Raw genomic sequence first — 16,623 nt, 5'->3', positions numbered from 1 at the left:
GGCCTTGAATGAGTGATTACTAAACAAGACTATTTTTTAACATCTTCCTGCCAGTCATTGGACTGAATCCATTTGGCATAGGCCCGCTCATATCTGCCATCATTTTGATACTGACGCAGAAAATTGTTTAAAAAATTCAAGAAATCAGGGTCCCCTTTTCTGATGGCCATGGCCAGGGGCTCAAACGTGAACGGCTTGGTAAGGGCGATGGTTTTACCGGCACCATGCTGGGCCTGCATGATCTCAATCAGCGGAAGATCATAAACGGTTGCATCGGCATTGCCCTGGATCACTTCCATGCAGGCTTCTGTTTCAACTTCAAATGATTTATACGTTGCTTTGGGAATCATTCGCTTAACCGCCTGTTCACCCGTGGTTCCCAACTTGGACGTAATCGTGTATTTGGGGTCATTCAGATCTTTATACGACAACACTTTGCCTTCATGTTTTTTGTTGAGGAGAATGGCCTGGCCGATAACAATGTAAGGATTGGTGAAATTTATGGCAAGGTTTCGTTCTTGGGTACAGGTCATACCGGAAATAATAATGTCAAACTTATTGGTCATAAGCGCGGGTATAATACCATCCCAGGCAGTGTTCACCGGGAAGTACTTTACACCCATGGCCTTTGCAAGGGCTTTTCCCATATCAATATCAAAACCGATATAGGTCCCCTTTGTGTTCGTCATTTCAAACGGCAGATAACCGGATTCAAAACCAACACGCAACTGACCACTTTTTACAATTGATTCAATAGTGGATGTTTTTGCAAGTTCAATATTATCTGCAAATACGGGTGCTGATACTAAAAAAAATGCCATTGCAAACAGTGAAATTAACAGTTTTTTCATCTTTTTCCTCCTGAAATAAAGTTTGACTTATCTTTTGACTTATTTTGGCAACCAAACGTTTGTTTGGGCAACCATTTTAAAAGTCATGGTTAAAAAACAAAACCTTGTTTTCAATAAGTTTAATATGTAGCACAATCACTTGAAATGGCAAGAATTATTTATTCTCACCGGCCACACCCCATTGTGACGGCTCGCCCAGCGACCTTTAGAAACATGCACCCGTATTTTTTGAAGTCCCCCCCCTGGCTTTTAAAAATAAAGATGTTATTTTTTTCAAAAAAAAGATATTTGTTTACGTACCCTTTAACAAAATTAAAACAGACCCATGGCAATGAAGACACAACTGACAACACCCCACAACTTGAGAGTCCTGACAGTTTCGGATTATGAGGATAACGCCTTGACGCAAAGGGTTGAAGCCAAAAACCTTGGGCCGGTGGATCTCATTGTCTCCTGTGGTGATCTGGCCCCGGAATACCTCTCGTTTTTAAGGGACAGATTAGACACCCCCTTATTTTATGTCAAAGGTAACCACGATATCCGCTATACCCTGTCCAACCCCATGGGGTGCGAAAACATTCATGCAAGGCTTGTCCGTTTTAAAACACTGCATATTTTGGGTCTTGAAGGCTCTATATGGTATAATGGCGGGGTCAATCAATATACGGACAAAGAGATGGAAAAAATCATCTTCAGCCTGTGGTTCTCCTTCTGGCGGAAAAAAGTGGTTCACATGGTGGTCACCCACGCACCACCACGACACATTCATGATGCAGAAGACCGCTGCCATATGGGGTTTGAAAGTTTTGTTAAATTAATCGACAAAAGAAACCCTGATTATTTTATCCACGGCCATATTCACAAAGACTTTAAAACCCCTGCCGAGAGAATTACCACGGTGAATACGACCCAGGTGATTAACACCTGCGGATACACAATTTTAGAGGTTTAACCATGATAGCGTTTATTAAAAATCTTTTTTCATCCCATAAAAAAGAAGCCCGAAACCATGTCAGTTCCTTTAATGAACAGCAGGAACATGAAGAGGCGGTTCAATTCATTGACCATGGCCTTCAAACCATTGATCTTGAAAAGATCATCGGCAGTGTGGGAAAGTATTATGATTTTGACTCCCAGTTCAGGCCCAAAAAGCATGTGGCCGGCAAACGATTTGCCGATATCAAACGGGCCATGCGTGAGGGCAAACCCTTGCCCCCGGTAAAGCTGTATCAAATCAGAAATGACTATTATGTGCTGGACGGCAATCACCGTGTGGCTGCGGCAAAAGAACTGGGACGATTTGATATCCAGGCAAAAGTATTGGAATTGCTTTCTGCAAAAAATACCCTGGAAAACCTTTTGTATATTGAGAGAAAAAAATTTTATGAAAAAACCGGGTTAGATCAAAAGATTGATCTGACAGAGGTGGGAAAATACAATTTCCTGGAAAACCAGATCGAAAAACATAGACATCACTTGACCAATATATCCGGAACGGAAAAGGATGTTAAAACGGCTGCCCGGGACTGGTATAACACCATTTACATACCGTTAACCGCCATCATAAACAACGGAAGCCTGATCAAATATTTCCCCAATAGAAATGTGGCCGATCTTTACACCTATATTGCCTATCATCATTGGGAAAGAGTCTCCAAACGTCTATACGGTATCGGCATAGACCGATTGATTCCAAGGAGCATGGAAGCTTTCAGGAATGCCATGCTTGAAAAAACAACCCCGGACTATCCTGAGATGAAACGCACCATCACGGCCTTTATCCTGATCGATATTAAAACATCAACAGAAATAAAGGTTATTGATAAATTGTTTACACTGGAGGAAGTTCAAGAGGTTCACTCTGTTCACGGCACCATTGATGCCCTCGTAAAAATTGTACTGGAAAGAGATTTTCTGGCATCTGATGCTGAAATTATTGCCGAATTCGTAGACCATCGCGTGCGACGGATCAATGGCATCACCCGGACGCAGACGCTTATTCCCGGCATATCAAAAGTCAAAAGCGGCTTCCGGCTATAGGAGGGATTTATGATGGGACTTGATCTACAAATTATGGTGGTTTCCCTTATTCTTATTGCCGCCTTAGCGCTGTTAATCTCTGACAAAATTTCAGTTGATAAAACCGCCATTGGAATCATGGTGGCGCTCTCATTGACAGGCATTTTAACCCCCAAAGAAACGGTAGCAGGCTTTGCCAATCCTGCGGTGATAACCGTTGGTGCCATGTTTCTTTTGAGCCGTGGGCTCATTCGGACCGGCGCAGTCAACTTTGTAACGGAACTGGTATTGCGGTTTTCCAAAGGCAATAAAACCTATGCCTATATCCTGATCCTTACAACGGTGGCGGTGGCCTCTGCCTTTATCAACAACACACCGGTTGTCGTATTGTTTATCCCCATTGTCATGGGGCTTAGCTGTGAATGTGATTTTTCACCCTCTCACCTGCTCATCCCGTTATCCTATGTTTCCATCCTTGCCGGGACATGCACGTTAATCGGGACATCCACGAACATTATTGTCAGTGATCTATCCTCGGCATATGGTTACAAGGCCCTGACGATGTTTGAACTCGGCACCATCGGCCTGCCCATTGCCATTTTGGGAATTTTGTTTCTCCTAGTGACCTTCCCGAAATTTATGCCCGGACGGAAAGCCCCGGTCTGCGAACTGGATGAAGGTAAGGAAAACCGGTACATTGCAGAACTTGTCATCCCCCCGGAAAGCCCGTTAATCGGAATAACCGACATTATGGACCACGCACAGGAGTCACTGGGATTAACAGTCATTGAAATATTTCGAAATGGCAACATTTTTGATCCCATCAGGAGCAAAATCTCTATCAAACAAGCGGATATTCTGCTGGTAAAAGGATCGGCAGAAGATCTGGTCGCCTGTTTAAAAAAACAAATTTTAGAATTGGCCCATGGTGAAGAAAACATGTCATTTGGCAGCGGGTCAAAGGATGATTTGATCGTTGAACTGATTGTGCCGCCCTTGTCAAATCTTTTGCGGGAACCCCTGTTATCTACGGAGATGGAAAATGACCCTGACATTCGCATCATTGCCATACGAAGCCGCCGTAACCATTATTCCTATCGAAAGATACAAAAGGTAAAGCTTAAACTCGGTGATATCATCCTGATCCGCTGCCCAAGGAACAAACTGTCAAAAATACGAAACAGTACAGACTTTATCATTATCGAAGATATTCACCATGCGCTGATTGATACGGAAAAAGCCCGTATTGCCGTCAGCATCTTTGCAGCGGTCGTCCTGTCCGCCACTTTCGGGTTGGCCGATATCATGGTTTGCGCATTGACCGGTGTCCTTTTAATGACCCTCACCCATTGTTTAAGCCTGAAAGATGCCTACAGATCCATTGATTCAGATGTACTGCTATTAATTATCGGAACCATCGCCCTTGGATTTGCCATGCAAAAGACAGGGGCAACACAGCTGTATGCCGATTCTTTTCTGGGCCTGTTTGAGGGGATGCATCCAAACCTTGTTCTGTTCGGCATCATTCTGCTGACCAGCATCTGCTCCCATATTTTAAGCAACAATGCCACGGCGGTTCTTTTGCTTCCCATTGCTATCTCAACGGCGGTTTCCCTCGGGTTGGATCCCAAACCATTTGTCGTCGGCATCTGTTTTGGTGCCAGTGCCTGTTATGCCAGCCCCATCGGGTACCAGACCAATCTTCTGGTCTATGGTCCGGGAGGGTATCGGTTTTCGGATTATCTCAAGCTGGGCCTTCCGTTAAACAGTTTGGTCATCGTTTTGGCATCTGTTTTTATTCCCAGGGTCTGGCCTTTTTAAGGCCAATATTGAAGACCTTAAATTCGGGCTAGTCAAGGATAGAAAGCCCGACCAGCAGATGATCCTGCTGCTTTTCTGGGTCAGGCTCTGAAATATGTTTTATTTGTGTTTGATGGAAGACGGGATGGGCCGATGACGCTTCCGAATAATATTTCATCGTCAGAATATCCCCTATCTTGATATGCTTAAGAACGTTGGAATCTTTACGGACGATTATACCCAGTCCCGTTGAAGAGAAATTCTTTAATTTAAAATGATAGGTCATTTCATTCTTTCCGGGTATAAATTCAACACTGGCCTTTTTTCGGGTTTCTGTTCTGGTTTCAGCCCGTAAATTTGTTTGTCCATCATGTTCAGAATCATTTTTCATTGATACCAAAAACCCTTCGTAAAAGATGACAATTCTAGGATAAAGGATCTTAATACATCAATCCATATTTTATAAAACACTATACTGTATTCGTTTTTTCCAGTTCCAGCAACTTTTTTTTCACATCAATGCCCCCGCCAAAACCGGTCAGGCTTCCATTTTTACCAATAACACGGTGACAGGGGATAATAATGGAAATGGGATTTTTTCCATTGGCCATACCCACCGCTCTTGAAGCATTTGGATTTCCAATTCTTCTGGCCAGTTCACCATAGGAGATGGTTTTTCCATACGGAATTTTCACCAGTTCCTGCCAGACTTTTTTTTGAAAGGCCGTCCCTTGAATTGTCATTTCAAGATCAAAGGTTGTCCGATCTCCCTTAAAATAGTCGTCCAGCTGAACAAGCACTTCTTTAAAACTTTCAGGGTCGTATTGCCAACCCTTTTGGGGTTCGACCCGTGTCTTACCCGAGGGAAAATGAAGACTTTCAAGGCGGTTATTGCCAGCCAATAAAAGCTTTCCCAAAGGGGATTCAAAGTAACAATACTTCATATTGCCCGCCTTATACGGTTATCGTGTTCATGTCTCCTTATAAGAAACAACGCATTTAACCATACCGCTTTTTCATCAATTGTTCAAACGCCATGTCAAATTGATTACCAGGCTGTAAAACAACCTGACGTTGCCATTGCCGTTTGTTTCAATAATCCATTTTTATTTTATTTTTTTGTTCTTTCCCTGGTGCGTTAAAAGCCCAGGAACATCGATTTCCTGATCCACCCCATCGCTAAACCAACGTGGCATTGTTATTGCTTTACCCTTTTCAGACCGATAAAAAAGGAATCACCGGATCATCAAAGGAGAAGGATTATGACGCAACGTTCCCAAAAAACCGATTATAAACCGGGGTATTATGGAAAAAAAAGACTAAGTGCTGCGGCCTGGGTGGATGCGAATATCGAAAAATGGGACCTTGCGCCGGCAAACAAGCAGCAGGAGAAGGAAAAAATCTCCTTCCCCTACAGTATTTGTTTTTCCAGACAAATCGGAGTAGGAACCTTGGAAATCGCAGATCTTTTGTCTGAAATCATAAAATATCGCGTTATTGATAGAGACATCCTGACATATATCACAAAAGACAGCCGGCTAATCCAAAAAATATTAAATTGCCATGAGGCGCAATACCCAGGACAAATGAATGCATCTTTCTCAGCATTCACTCAAAAAAACCCGTTGATCACCAGCGATTATGCCATCCAGCTGGTAAAGACCGTTATTGCACTGGCCCATATGGAACCCACCATCTTTGTGGGTCGGGGAACCCATTTAATCCTTCCCGGGTCTAGTATTTTATCGGTAAGATTAGTCTCCAGCAAAGCTTACCGGGTGGATCGACTGGCCAATATCCTCAACATCGAGACATCAGAAGCTGAAACAAAATTAGATCTCATTGATATTGAGCAGCATGAATTTTTCAAAACGGTTTATCAAAACAAAGAACCCACCTATGATGAATTTGATATGGTCATCAACAGGGATCGAATTAATGGTAGATTTGCGGTTGCGAAAATAGTGGCCTGTGCTCTTGAAAAAAAATTTGGATTGACAACCGCCTAATCCTGGCAGACCCATCGATGAAAGCGAGTTTTGTTACTTTAGGAGATGCAAGTGAACTGTCAAAAATAAATTCGACTACGCCTTTAAACACTTCCTAGGATGGCAGCACAGCGAGTTTTGTGATGACTAGGCTTGAGACCGCGGAAATGATAATCAGCAGGGTGCCGTAGGCCATGGCAAGACCGATATTATACTCGAATATGGCATTGACCATGGCAATGGACACGGGTTTGTTTGTTACCGTGTATAAAAACACAGTGACCGTATATTCTCCGATACTTCGGATAAAGACAAGAAGAAATCCAGCCAAAAGACCTGGGGATAATATCGGGAAAACAACTCGTTTTAATGTTTGCAGAGGGCGGGCACCAAGACTCTGGGAGGCCTCGATATATGCATTATTAAGGCTGCCCAGCGACAAATTAAAGGTTTTAACCATAATCGGCAGAGACCGGACAAGATATCCCACAGGCAGGAGGATTGATGTCCCCACCAGGATATGGTTCAATGAAAAAATGGTTTTCTGGTTAAAGCCATTGATTAAATTGATGGCAATGGCACTGGCCGGCATGGCCCAGGGCAGCATGCACATCATTTCAAGGAACCACTTGAACCGAACCTTTGTTTTGACAATGAAAAAAGAGGCCGGCAGGGCAATGACCATTCCTGAAAAAGCAGCAATCAGGGCCATGGAAAGACTATTGAAAAACGGACTGAATTTTCTGGATCCTGAAAAAATATCAATAAAATTCTGCCAGGAGAATTCACGGGGATAGATATTGACCATCCATGTGTCAGACGGAACAAACGACAGCAGCATGATGGCCAGTACCGGCAGCAGAATTATCAGGATAATGGCGTAGGCAATAACCGTCACAAGAATTTTTGCCAGTGGGTTTCTTATCTGGACAGACTGAAAACGCACCCCTTTAACAGAAGATTCAAATACGGCTTTTTTTTCATACCACCGGAACAGCGCAAAAACAAAAAGACAGGCGATTGTCAGAGCCATCACCTGGGTTGCGGCAACATCCATGTAATTATTTGCCTTTGACAATAAAATCTGGGTGGTGAGAACCTTGAAACCCTGCCCGATGATGCTGGGTGCTGTAAATGAGCCGATACCGGTCATAAAGGTCATCACGGAAGACGCCACCAGCGCGGGCATGATAAAAGGCAGGATAATGGTCCTGAAAATGACAAGTCTGGACGCACCTAACGTTTGTGCACTCTCAATGACCGATATGTCAATATGCCGGATGGCAATGGAAACGCTGATGTAGAAATAAACATACTGGGTATAGGCATGAACAAATAAAATACCCCACAGGCCTGAAAAATCAAAGGGTGGATTTTCCAGGCCGAGCAGGATCTGAATGGTTTTAGTGACAAGCCCGCTTTCTCCATACAATTGAACAAATGAGAAAACAATAATGATACCCGGCAGCATCATGGGAAGCAACAGCAGTTTATCCATGATCTGCCTGCCGGGAAACTGAAAATAATGGATGAAAAAGGCCAGAAGTGTGCCAATGATGCCACAGACCAATACAGTCAGACCCCCCAGGATAAGAGAATTTATCAGCGGTGTTCTTAAGGTGTCCACACTGACCAGGCGAATATAGTTGATAAAAGAGACCGATCCGGTACCGGTAAGACTGACTTCCAGGGTCTTAAACGCAGGAAAAAGAATATACCCGAACAGCAGGATGAATAGAAAAAAAAATATCAACCGGCTAAAAAACGATTGCGTGTGTGATATTACCGACATGCCTACTGCTCCAGTACCTGCAGGCTGTCTTTTGCAAAGCCGATCCAGACCATCTCCCCGGTCATTGCGGGTTTCGTTTTTTTAAGCCGATTGACAAAACAGACCTTGAATACGGTATCTCCTGCGGTGACTGAATATTCTGAGGTCATACCGTTAAATCGGCATTCAATGACCATACCCTGGAACAGATAATCCATCTGCGTGGGCTTCGATTGGGACAAGACAATATCCTGTGGCCTGATACAGATAAAATGCCTGCCCATATATCCGGGCACGGGGATGGATACAGTGTCACTGATCTGCCATTTACCGCCGCTTAAATCAGCTGCAAACAGGTTGATATCCCCGATAAACCCGGCCACAAATGAATGGGTGGGGGCCATGTAAACCTGCTCAGGTGTGCCGGTCTGAATACAGACTCCCTTATTAAAAACAGCGATCCTATCCGACATGGTCAGGGCTTCTTTCTGGTCATGGGTGACAAAAATTGTGGTGATGCCCAGTTTTTTCTGGAGGGCTTTGAGTTCTTCACGCATCCGGTCCCTTAGCCTGGCATCCAGGTTGGATAAGGGTTCATCGAGCAGCAGGATCTGGGGTTCCACTGCAAGGGAACGGGCAAGGGCCACCCGCTGCTGTTCACCGCCGGATAATTGGGCCGTATTCCGTCTCTCCAGGCCGGTTAATCCGACCATCTCAATATAGTGATTTACTTTTTTTAAGATGTCGTCTGCCGGTTTTTTTTGCAGCTTCAAGCCATACTGGATATTTTCAAACACCGTCATAAAGGGAAAGAGGGCATAATTTTGAAAAACCATGCCGATGCTGCGTTTTTCAGGCGGGATACGGGTGATATCTTTATCTCGAAGCAGAATCCGGCCCCTGTCGGGCCGGATAAAGCCTGCGATAAGCCTGAGAATTGTTGTTTTACCACAGCCTGACGGTCCCAGGAAGGTGAAGAATTCACCGTCTTCGATTTGAAGGCAGATGTCTGAACAGGCTGGCTCACCTTGATAGCTCTTTTCAATATGATCGAGAACGAGCCGGCCCATTTTCGTAACCCTCGCCTTTTATTTTTTATCCTTGCTGCTGTCTTTGATTTGCGCATCCCATTTTTGTATCCAGGCGGACTGCTTATTTGACAGATCTGCCCAGTCCACATCCATGACCTTAAATTTGGTCCTGGCCATCCAGTCCGGTGCCTGAGCAATGGCATCCGGATGGGTTGGAAACCGATTGAACCGGTGCGCTATCATGGCCTGGGTCTGCGCCGAACCTGCAAATTCGATAAAGGCTTTCCCGGCATTTGGATGTTTTGCCCCAGAGATCAGGGCAATGCCGTCGGTTAAAACAGGTGAACCGCTTTTTGCGTCTATGACATCCAGCGGCATTTTATTTTTAACTGTATTATCCACAACAGAATTGAGCACCATAAAACTGATGGCGGCTTCTTTTCTGCCCACGGCCTGAAAAATCATTGAACTGCTGCCATAGTATTTTTTGGTATTGACATCCAGCGCCCTTAAAAAATTCCAGCCTTGATCCATCTGTCCCTTTTTTTCAAACTGCTGCAGCAAAGCGGCATAGGTGGCGCGAGCCGATGTGGACAGTGCATTCCTGAAAATCAGCATGTTTTTAAACCTGGGATCTGCAAGGTCGCTCCAATCACCCGGCAGATCCTCTTTGGCCAGCATCTGTGTATTATAGAACATCAAAACCGGGGTCTGGATGGTTCCATACCAGTATCCTTGTGTGTCCTTGAAAAGCGGATCGATTTTATCCGCCCAGGAAGGGGTAAAGGGTGCAAACAGATTTTCAGCTTTTAATTCCAGGTAACTTGAAGAAGGTGCGCCATACATGACATCCGCACCCGGATTGGACTTTTCAGCCCGGACACGGTCAACCAGGGCACCTTTAAGATTGATAAAATCAGCCTTGACGCCGGTCTTTTTTTCAAATTCATCCGCCACAATTTCCAGCAGGGATTCAGGATGTGTCGAATAGATCACGACTTTTTTTTCAAGCTCGTCGGCCATGGCTGGATGGATCATGATCGAAAAAAGGCCAAAGATCACCCAAAAGAGGAAAAAGAACAGTTTGAACGGTTTCATTATTAAAATCTCCTTTTATGTATATGTGTTGTTTGATAAAGATCCGGCATCATGCGTCACTCAGCTGATGGCTGTCCAACCGTGAAAAAGACCCTTTGCTTTTTGCCAGATACTGAATAACCAGCCTCCGGGTATGGAGGATCTTTTGGTAATCTTCCAGTTCAATGGTCCACCAACGGCAGTCCGTCAGAACCAGGCGATCAAAAATGGGACCCAGAATGCTCAGATCCTTTGGTGCATGATGGGTGTCTGTTTCCGATTCATATAAATGAACCTCATCCAGTTTCGGGCTGAACAAATCAACCATTTCCGGTACCGTATACTCCCCTTGTTTTACAGAATCGCAGGAAACAGCATGTCCGATATCCATGGTGATGTTCGCCCCGGATACACCGACCCACTCCAGAAGGATTTCAGGATGGCTGGTGGGACCGATCCTTAGGTTTTCAAGGTTCACCTGAATACCACGGATTTTGCCATAGGTAACCAAATTTGTCAGGTTTTTTTTGACCCGATCATGGTTTAACGGCCGGAAGGGAGGCAGACCGACATGTACCGTGACCACCTGGCTACCGATGCCACAGATGGCATCAAGTGCTTGAAAATGGATTTTCATGGCCGCCTCTGCCCGGAGAGGATCAGGATCACCGATTTCAAACCCCGGAAAATATGCATGGTGTCGGAGGGGAACATGGCGGCCTACATAAGGTAAAAGATGGGATTTTACACGATCAAAATGATCTGGATCAGGCGCATATTCAAGAGCAAAACCATGGTCTGCTATCCAGTCGAATTTTCCAGGAAATCTTTGCCAGTGGCCGGATACAGCCAGAGTGATCCCCGCTGTTTCTCCGGTTTTAGCATTATTTAAACGTGCGCTATCAGGTATATGTGATTTAAATGTCATCGGTTTATCCAGTTACCAGTTTAAATTGTAACGAAAGCCTACCGGCTTATAATAAGACAGTCAAATTGAAAAGCTTGATACGTTTTGTCAATCAGATAGAATTTTTATATATCGTATGAGGAATAATGGCTCGAATATATATTGCTGTTCATTGTTTTTCGTGAAAAGGATTTTCATGCCAGGATCTGTTTTTGCGTAATTAAGCATGGCAAAATCACTCTCTGAATTGCCTGCTACAAGCACGGGCTTTTTTACAGGATCGACATATTCTTTTATGGCAGCGACCTTACCTGAATACCAGGTTGTTATACCTGACAAAGAGGAAGTAATCATACTTTCATAATAATTTTGATTCAGATTCTTATCATACTGACCTAAAACGTTTTTAGCATTTGAAGATCTAAGGGCAAGCCTCATTCCGATGACGCTTGAAGACGGAATATCAAAACCATATTTCGGATCTGCAACAACCATTCGCACAAGCTCTTCCTGGGATGCCGTCACAACATAAACGTTAATCCCTTTTTCAAAGAGAAATGCCCGCAGTTCCTGCTGCCAGAAAAATACTGTTGGTCGATCAATCAGTTTTTCAACTATGGAACCATTATTTTGAAATGCCATATATGAAATTGAACCATATTGTTATTAAACAGGTCATCAATATGCTCTTTTAACTCTCCGGGTGAAAAACCAGCAAAGGCCGAAGCAAGCTTTTCAAGTCTGGCAACAGTCTTTTCAGACCAGGAAGAAAGCATTTTTTATTCCCTTAACAATTGGTCGGTTGTCCCGTCAAACAACGGTGCCGGATCTACCAACTGGCCCTGCACAGATATAGACAGATGCAGGTGAGGACCAGTGGCCCGCCCCGTAAAACCGGACCGTCCGATAATCTGCCCCCTTTTTACAATATCCCCCTGAAAAACATCGAATCTACTCAGGTGAAAGTACAGAGAAATGACACCGTTGCCGTGGTCTATATACACGGAGTTACCAGCATAATAATGGGATTCAGCCAGGATCACCCTGCCTTCTGCCACCGCTTCCACAGCAGTTCCTGTGGGCGCCCTGAAATCCAGTCCCCGGTGAGGATTTTTGGGTTTGCCGTTCAGCACCCGTTGCAGGCCATAAACACTGGTGGTTTTTCCCTTCACCGGCTGGTGAAAGGGTAGTTGCCACAACCGCTGGTCTGACCAGGTATTTTTGGCCTTCTGGGTCCGAGTCCTTTCCGCCTTTATTCGCTCAAGTTCATCAGCGGGAGGGGTCACCATCTTTGACGGCAGGTTCAGCTCCTGCCGGGGATATGTTCGGGCAACAATAATCACTGACCGTTGCCAGACGGTCTCCTTTCCCCCTGTCCAGGCCCGGACCAGCAGTGTCTGGCGACCTGACTTGATGGTAAGTACATCTGTACCCAGCAAAGCAATCGCCACATGACGTCCATTCCACTGGGAGACTGATGGTACAAACTCCCGCTTCATCCAATGGATAGAAAGCCTGTCGAAGGCCTGGGCTGATGTCAGCCGAACCAGAAAAGGCTGCCCCATGCCCGCCTGTTTCGGGTGGGCAAGGACGATGCCCTCTTTGTCATCAGTGTTGGTTTCTGCCTGGCTGATGGCATTTATCATAAGAAATGTAAATAAAACAGCCATCCAAGGTCTGATACTCAATGCGATAGTTCCTTTTCCGTCCGTTTCAAAAATTCTCATCCGGTTAATTTCAGTTAATCATTTGTTTTGCTTGCCGGGTCTATTGGAATTGTTCCCTTTAAGACCCGAACAACAAAAATTGATTCTAATCGATTCTTGTGGAATCGACAACATGAAATCTTTGTATTTGCTATAGCTACCAGATTAAATCAAGCGAATCCTGAACGTTTGAAGGCTTAAGTTTCCATGTCCAATAAATCCTTAAATTTTAATCTGTGTAGTAAATTATCATTTAGGTTTTTCATCAAAGATAGCTCTCAATTTAACTGATAAATCCTGTATGGAAAATGGTTTGTTTAAAAAATTTATGCCTTCATCAAGTATCCCCCTGTGGGCAATGACATTGGCTGTATAACCTGACATGAATAGGAATTTTATACTTGGACAGAACGCTGAAATATTTTTAGCAAGATCACGCCCATTCATTGACGGCATGACAACATCTGTCATTAGCAAATCAATTTTTGATTCTGGGTTGTTGCTTATCTGGATGGCCCTATCGGGTGTGTTTGCTGCCAACACATTGTAGCCCATTCGTTCAAGCATCGTCTTTGTCATTCTTAAAATAGCTTTTTCATCTTCAACCAAAAGAATTGTTTCATAACCTTTCTGTAATTTTTCTTGAACAGTTTTTTGTCCCTCAGTTTTTTGTTCTTCTGAATGTATCGGCAAGTATAATTTAAAAGTTGTTCCCTGTTCGGGTTCACTATATACATTTACAAACCCATTATTTTGTTTGACAATTCCATAGACGGTTGCAAGCCCAAGACCAGTTCCCTTACCAAGCTCTTTGGTTGTGAAAAACGGGTCAAAAAGATTATCAAGGGTTTCGTTATCCATGCCGCAACCATTGTCACTAACTGTAAGCATGACATATTTTCCAGTCTTAAATCCAGGATGATCTATACAATACTCTTCATCAAAATGGGCATTATCTGTTTCTATGGTAATCTTACCCACATCTTTGATAGAGTCCCTTGCGTTGACACATAAGTTAGCCAGAATTTGATCAATTTGGGATGGATCTATTTTAACAGACCACAAAGAGTCTTTAGGCTGCCAAGACAGATCGATATCTTCTCCTATCAAACGCCTTAACATTTTAAGCATCCCTTCAAGGGTCTCATTGAGATGGAGAACCTGGGGGGAAATTGTCTGTTTTCGAGCAAAGGCCAGTAATTGGCGGGTTAGATCTGTTGATCGTTGGGCGGCTTTTTGAACTTCTTCAAGATTTGAAATTAAAGGATTTGCAGAATCTAAATCTTCTATAATTATTTCAATGTTGCCAAGAATAATACTGAGCATATTGTTAAAATCATGGGCCACTCCTCCGGCAAGTCTTCCAACTGATTCCATTTTCTGGGCTTGGGTCAATGCCGCCTGAAGTTTTTCTTTTTCTGCTTCAGCTTTTTTTTGTTCAGTGATATCTCTAAATTCAACCGTCCTTACCATTTTCCCTTTGTAAGGAATATTTCTTGCCTCTAACCTAAGCGGATAGGCCTTACCATCCTTCCGGATGCCCATGGCTTCGTATGGCTTTTCATACCCCTTGTTGATATTTTGTATAACCTTGTCCCGAGTATCTTCAGAAATAAGAGACAGGCCGTCCATACCGATCAATTCATTGTAATCATAGCCGGTAATATTTGAGAGCCCTTCGTTACATTCCAGAATTATCCCTTTATCATGTATGGTGATACCACCGAAAGAGGCGTTGTGAAGTGCACGGAATCTTTCTTCGCTTTCTTTTAGGGCAAGTTCTGTTTGCCTGCTTTCCACCATAACGCCTAATAGTTTTGCCGAACTGCGCAGTCTGTTTTTGGCTATTTCTATTATAAAATTCGGACGGTGTTGATACCGGTTTGCTTCAAGAGACAGGTCTTTGATATCCACCCGATATTTATTTGAAATGGTTTCAAGTGTAGCTGCATCCTTTGGCGGGTCTCCATAACCAAAATTTATAACACCAATAACCTGTTCATGGACGATTATGGGAACCGCATACAACTTTATTCCGCCATTGCATTCAATATCAACTGGTTGAGCAGTATCAATGGCGGTTTTTGAAGCATTTGTCCAGCAAGATTCATGACACAGCCATTTGCCACAATTTAATGCGATCTTGTCATCTGGGGTATTGCATAGCTTTCGGGAGGCAGAATCCAGCATTCGGCACCAGCCGGAAGAGAAAATGCTGTGGGCATAATCCCCGTTTTTTTCATACACAGCGCCTGAGGTAGCCAAAAGTTCCATATACCCGGTTACGATATCAGAAATAACGTCCTTACCAATATTATCCAGAATCACTCGACAGGTATTTAATTTGGTCAGATCACTGTAATCTTGGGGAAAATCGGGTGTAACCGTTGGAGATTTTTTCAATAGCCATGCAATGGCGTTGAGAGCAGATTCTGTTTTTTTTCGCTCAGTAATGTCTCTGGCAATTCCAAGAACACCGATAGCTTTACCCTCTGGATTAAGCATCGGCGTTTTAATGGTTTCAAACAGCCCATGATATCCACCATCAGAAAAAGTAAGCCATTCCTCGTTTATGGATGGTTTGTCCAATTCAATGGCTTTGCGATCATGGTCACGAAAAAAATCGGCGATGTCTTTATTAACAAAAGCATAATCTGTTTTATCCACAATTTCAGCTTCTTTGGCACCAAAGAAACGCTCAAACTTTGGATTGCAAGAAAGATAGACGCCATCCATATCTTTTAACCATACGAGATCAGGTATCGTATCAATCAATGTTCGCAAATGAGATTCGCTCTCCCTGAAAATCAAATACAAATAAATTTCGAACCCTTCTTGAAAACAAGTATAATCAGTTCATTAGGTCAAGAAAAACACCTTTTTAAATTACAAATCAATACCCCAAAGCATCCAAACTTTATAATGTTGACAGATTTAAAAGCTGTTTTTCGTTCATTAAAATCTGAGCTGGGCATGCGGCCTTTTTTCATCCGATTACACAACGTGTAACCGACCATCTCTTTATCAGTGTCCTGGCTTATCATTTGGTTCATAGTCTCCGTTATCGGTTAAGAAACTGGGTCAATTGCCTGATAATCTTGCTGACCATTCGATTTTTGAAAAAGATTTTGGTGCACTGAGTGGTATCACCATTGCTCCGCTCGATAAAGAAAATAGGAATAAATTTCAAATTCCGAATCAGGTAAATCAGGGTGTTGTTATTACGTCCATCAAGGATAACAGCCCAGCACTGATGGCTAACTTAAGACCAGATGATATCATATTAAAAATTTATCATCTTGATTTAAAATTTAATAATCTGACCGAAGTTTAAATTCAGGGATACAACAAAAAAAGCCCTGATCATTACAATAATGATCAGGGCTTTTTGAAGAATTAATCTGGCGGCGTTCTACTCTCCCACACAGTCTCCCATGCAGTACCATCGACGCCAAAGAGCTTAACTTCCGTGT

The 16,623-nt window shown here is 43.5% G+C and carries 15 protein-coding genes; 5 read left to right on the top strand and 10 right to left on the bottom strand.

Annotated elements, in window-relative coordinates:
- Positions 1–29: 29 nt before the first annotated feature.
- Entirely contained in the window at positions 30–851 is an 822-nt protein-coding gene (locus Q1Q15_RS06510) for a transporter substrate-binding domain-containing protein (RefSeq protein WP_300457811.1), read from the bottom strand.
- A gap of 325 nt (positions 852–1,176) precedes the next feature.
- Between Q1Q15_RS06510 and Q1Q15_RS06505 the strand changes: the two genes are divergently transcribed.
- The 3 genes from Q1Q15_RS06505 to Q1Q15_RS06495 are packed head-to-tail and all read left to right on the top strand — an operon-like array spanning position 1,177 to position 4,691.
- Positions 1,177–1,803: a metallophosphoesterase gene (locus Q1Q15_RS06505; RefSeq protein ID WP_363320880.1), complete on the top strand. Its 627-nt coding sequence runs from the start codon at positions 1,177–1,179 to the stop codon at positions 1,801–1,803.
- Positions 1,804–1,805: 2 nt separating this feature from the next.
- Positions 1,806–2,891 (top strand): Lrp/AsnC ligand binding domain-containing protein, encoded by a 1,086-nt coding sequence (locus Q1Q15_RS06500; protein ID WP_300457810.1) that lies wholly within the window; start codon positions 1,806–1,808, stop codon positions 2,889–2,891.
- A 9-nt stretch (positions 2,892–2,900) separates the two neighbouring features.
- Positions 2,901–4,691, top strand: a complete 1,791-nt coding sequence (locus Q1Q15_RS06495; protein WP_300457809.1) for an SLC13 family permease — start codon at positions 2,901–2,903, stop codon at positions 4,689–4,691.
- Between the two features lie 28 nt (positions 4,692–4,719).
- On the opposite strand, the gene Q1Q15_RS06490 is transcribed toward Q1Q15_RS06495, so the two are convergent.
- Together Q1Q15_RS06490 and Q1Q15_RS06485 are read right to left on the bottom strand one after the other, a co-directional pair.
- Entirely contained in the window at positions 4,720–5,061 is a 342-nt protein-coding gene (locus Q1Q15_RS06490; RefSeq protein WP_300457807.1) for a hypothetical protein, read from the bottom strand.
- A 79-nt stretch (positions 5,062–5,140) separates the two neighbouring features.
- Positions 5,141–5,614, bottom strand: coding sequence for a methylated-DNA--[protein]-cysteine S-methyltransferase (locus tag Q1Q15_RS06485; RefSeq protein ID WP_300457806.1), 474 nt, complete (start codon positions 5,612–5,614; stop codon positions 5,141–5,143).
- 318 nt (positions 5,615–5,932) lie between these two features.
- Between Q1Q15_RS06485 and Q1Q15_RS06480 the strand changes: the two genes are divergently transcribed.
- Entirely contained in the window at positions 5,933–6,679 is a 747-nt protein-coding gene (locus tag Q1Q15_RS06480; protein ID WP_300457805.1) for a cytidylate kinase-like family protein, read from the top strand.
- A 94-nt stretch (positions 6,680–6,773) separates the two neighbouring features.
- Here Q1Q15_RS06480 and Q1Q15_RS06475 read toward each other — a convergent pair whose 3' ends face one another.
- The 7 genes from Q1Q15_RS06475 to Q1Q15_RS06445 form a co-directional block, all read right to left on the bottom strand.
- The gene (locus Q1Q15_RS06475) at positions 6,774–8,450 is read right to left on the bottom strand and encodes an iron ABC transporter permease (protein WP_300457803.1); all 1,677 of its coding nucleotides are present in this window, start codon (positions 8,448–8,450) and stop codon (positions 6,774–6,776) included.
- Between the two features lie 2 nt (positions 8,451–8,452).
- A complete protein-coding gene (locus tag Q1Q15_RS06470; protein WP_300457801.1) occupies positions 8,453–9,499 on the bottom strand; it encodes an ABC transporter ATP-binding protein in 1,047 nt (348 codons plus the stop codon).
- 18 nt (positions 9,500–9,517) lie between these two features.
- Positions 9,518–10,558: an extracellular solute-binding protein gene (locus Q1Q15_RS06465; protein ID WP_300457799.1), complete on the bottom strand. Its 1,041-nt coding sequence runs from the start codon at positions 10,556–10,558 to the stop codon at positions 9,518–9,520.
- A 49-nt stretch (positions 10,559–10,607) separates the two neighbouring features.
- Positions 10,608–11,465, bottom strand: a complete 858-nt coding sequence (locus Q1Q15_RS06460; protein WP_300457797.1) for a sugar phosphate isomerase/epimerase — start codon at positions 11,463–11,465, stop codon at positions 10,608–10,610.
- An 87-nt stretch (positions 11,466–11,552) separates the two neighbouring features.
- On the bottom strand, positions 11,553–12,086 hold the full coding sequence (locus Q1Q15_RS06455) for a hypothetical protein (protein ID WP_300457795.1): 534 nt from the start codon (positions 12,084–12,086) through the stop codon (positions 11,553–11,555).
- Between the two features lie 137 nt (positions 12,087–12,223).
- Positions 12,224–13,132 (bottom strand): M23 family metallopeptidase, encoded by a 909-nt coding sequence (locus Q1Q15_RS06450; protein WP_300457794.1) that lies wholly within the window; start codon positions 13,130–13,132, stop codon positions 12,224–12,226.
- 267 nt (positions 13,133–13,399) lie between these two features.
- Entirely contained in the window at positions 13,400–15,961 is a 2,562-nt protein-coding gene (locus Q1Q15_RS06445; protein ID WP_300458006.1) for a PAS domain S-box protein, read from the bottom strand.
- Between the two features lie 274 nt (positions 15,962–16,235).
- Here Q1Q15_RS06445 and Q1Q15_RS06440 point away from each other — a divergent pair, with 274 nt between their 5' ends.
- Positions 16,236–16,484 carry a PDZ domain-containing protein gene (locus Q1Q15_RS06440; RefSeq protein WP_300457792.1) on the top strand — a complete coding sequence of 83 codons (249 nt, stop codon included), beginning with the start codon at positions 16,236–16,238 and terminating at the stop codon, positions 16,482–16,484.
- Positions 16,485–16,623: the final 139 nt, after the last annotated feature.

Origin of the sequence: Desulfobacula sp., from assembly GCF_030145145.1 — a bacterium.
Taxonomy (GTDB): Bacteria; Desulfobacterota; Desulfobacteria; order Desulfobacterales; family Desulfobacteraceae; genus Desulfobacula.
Note: the sequence above shows the minus strand (reverse complement) of the source record. Positions and strands in the feature narration are given on the sequence as shown.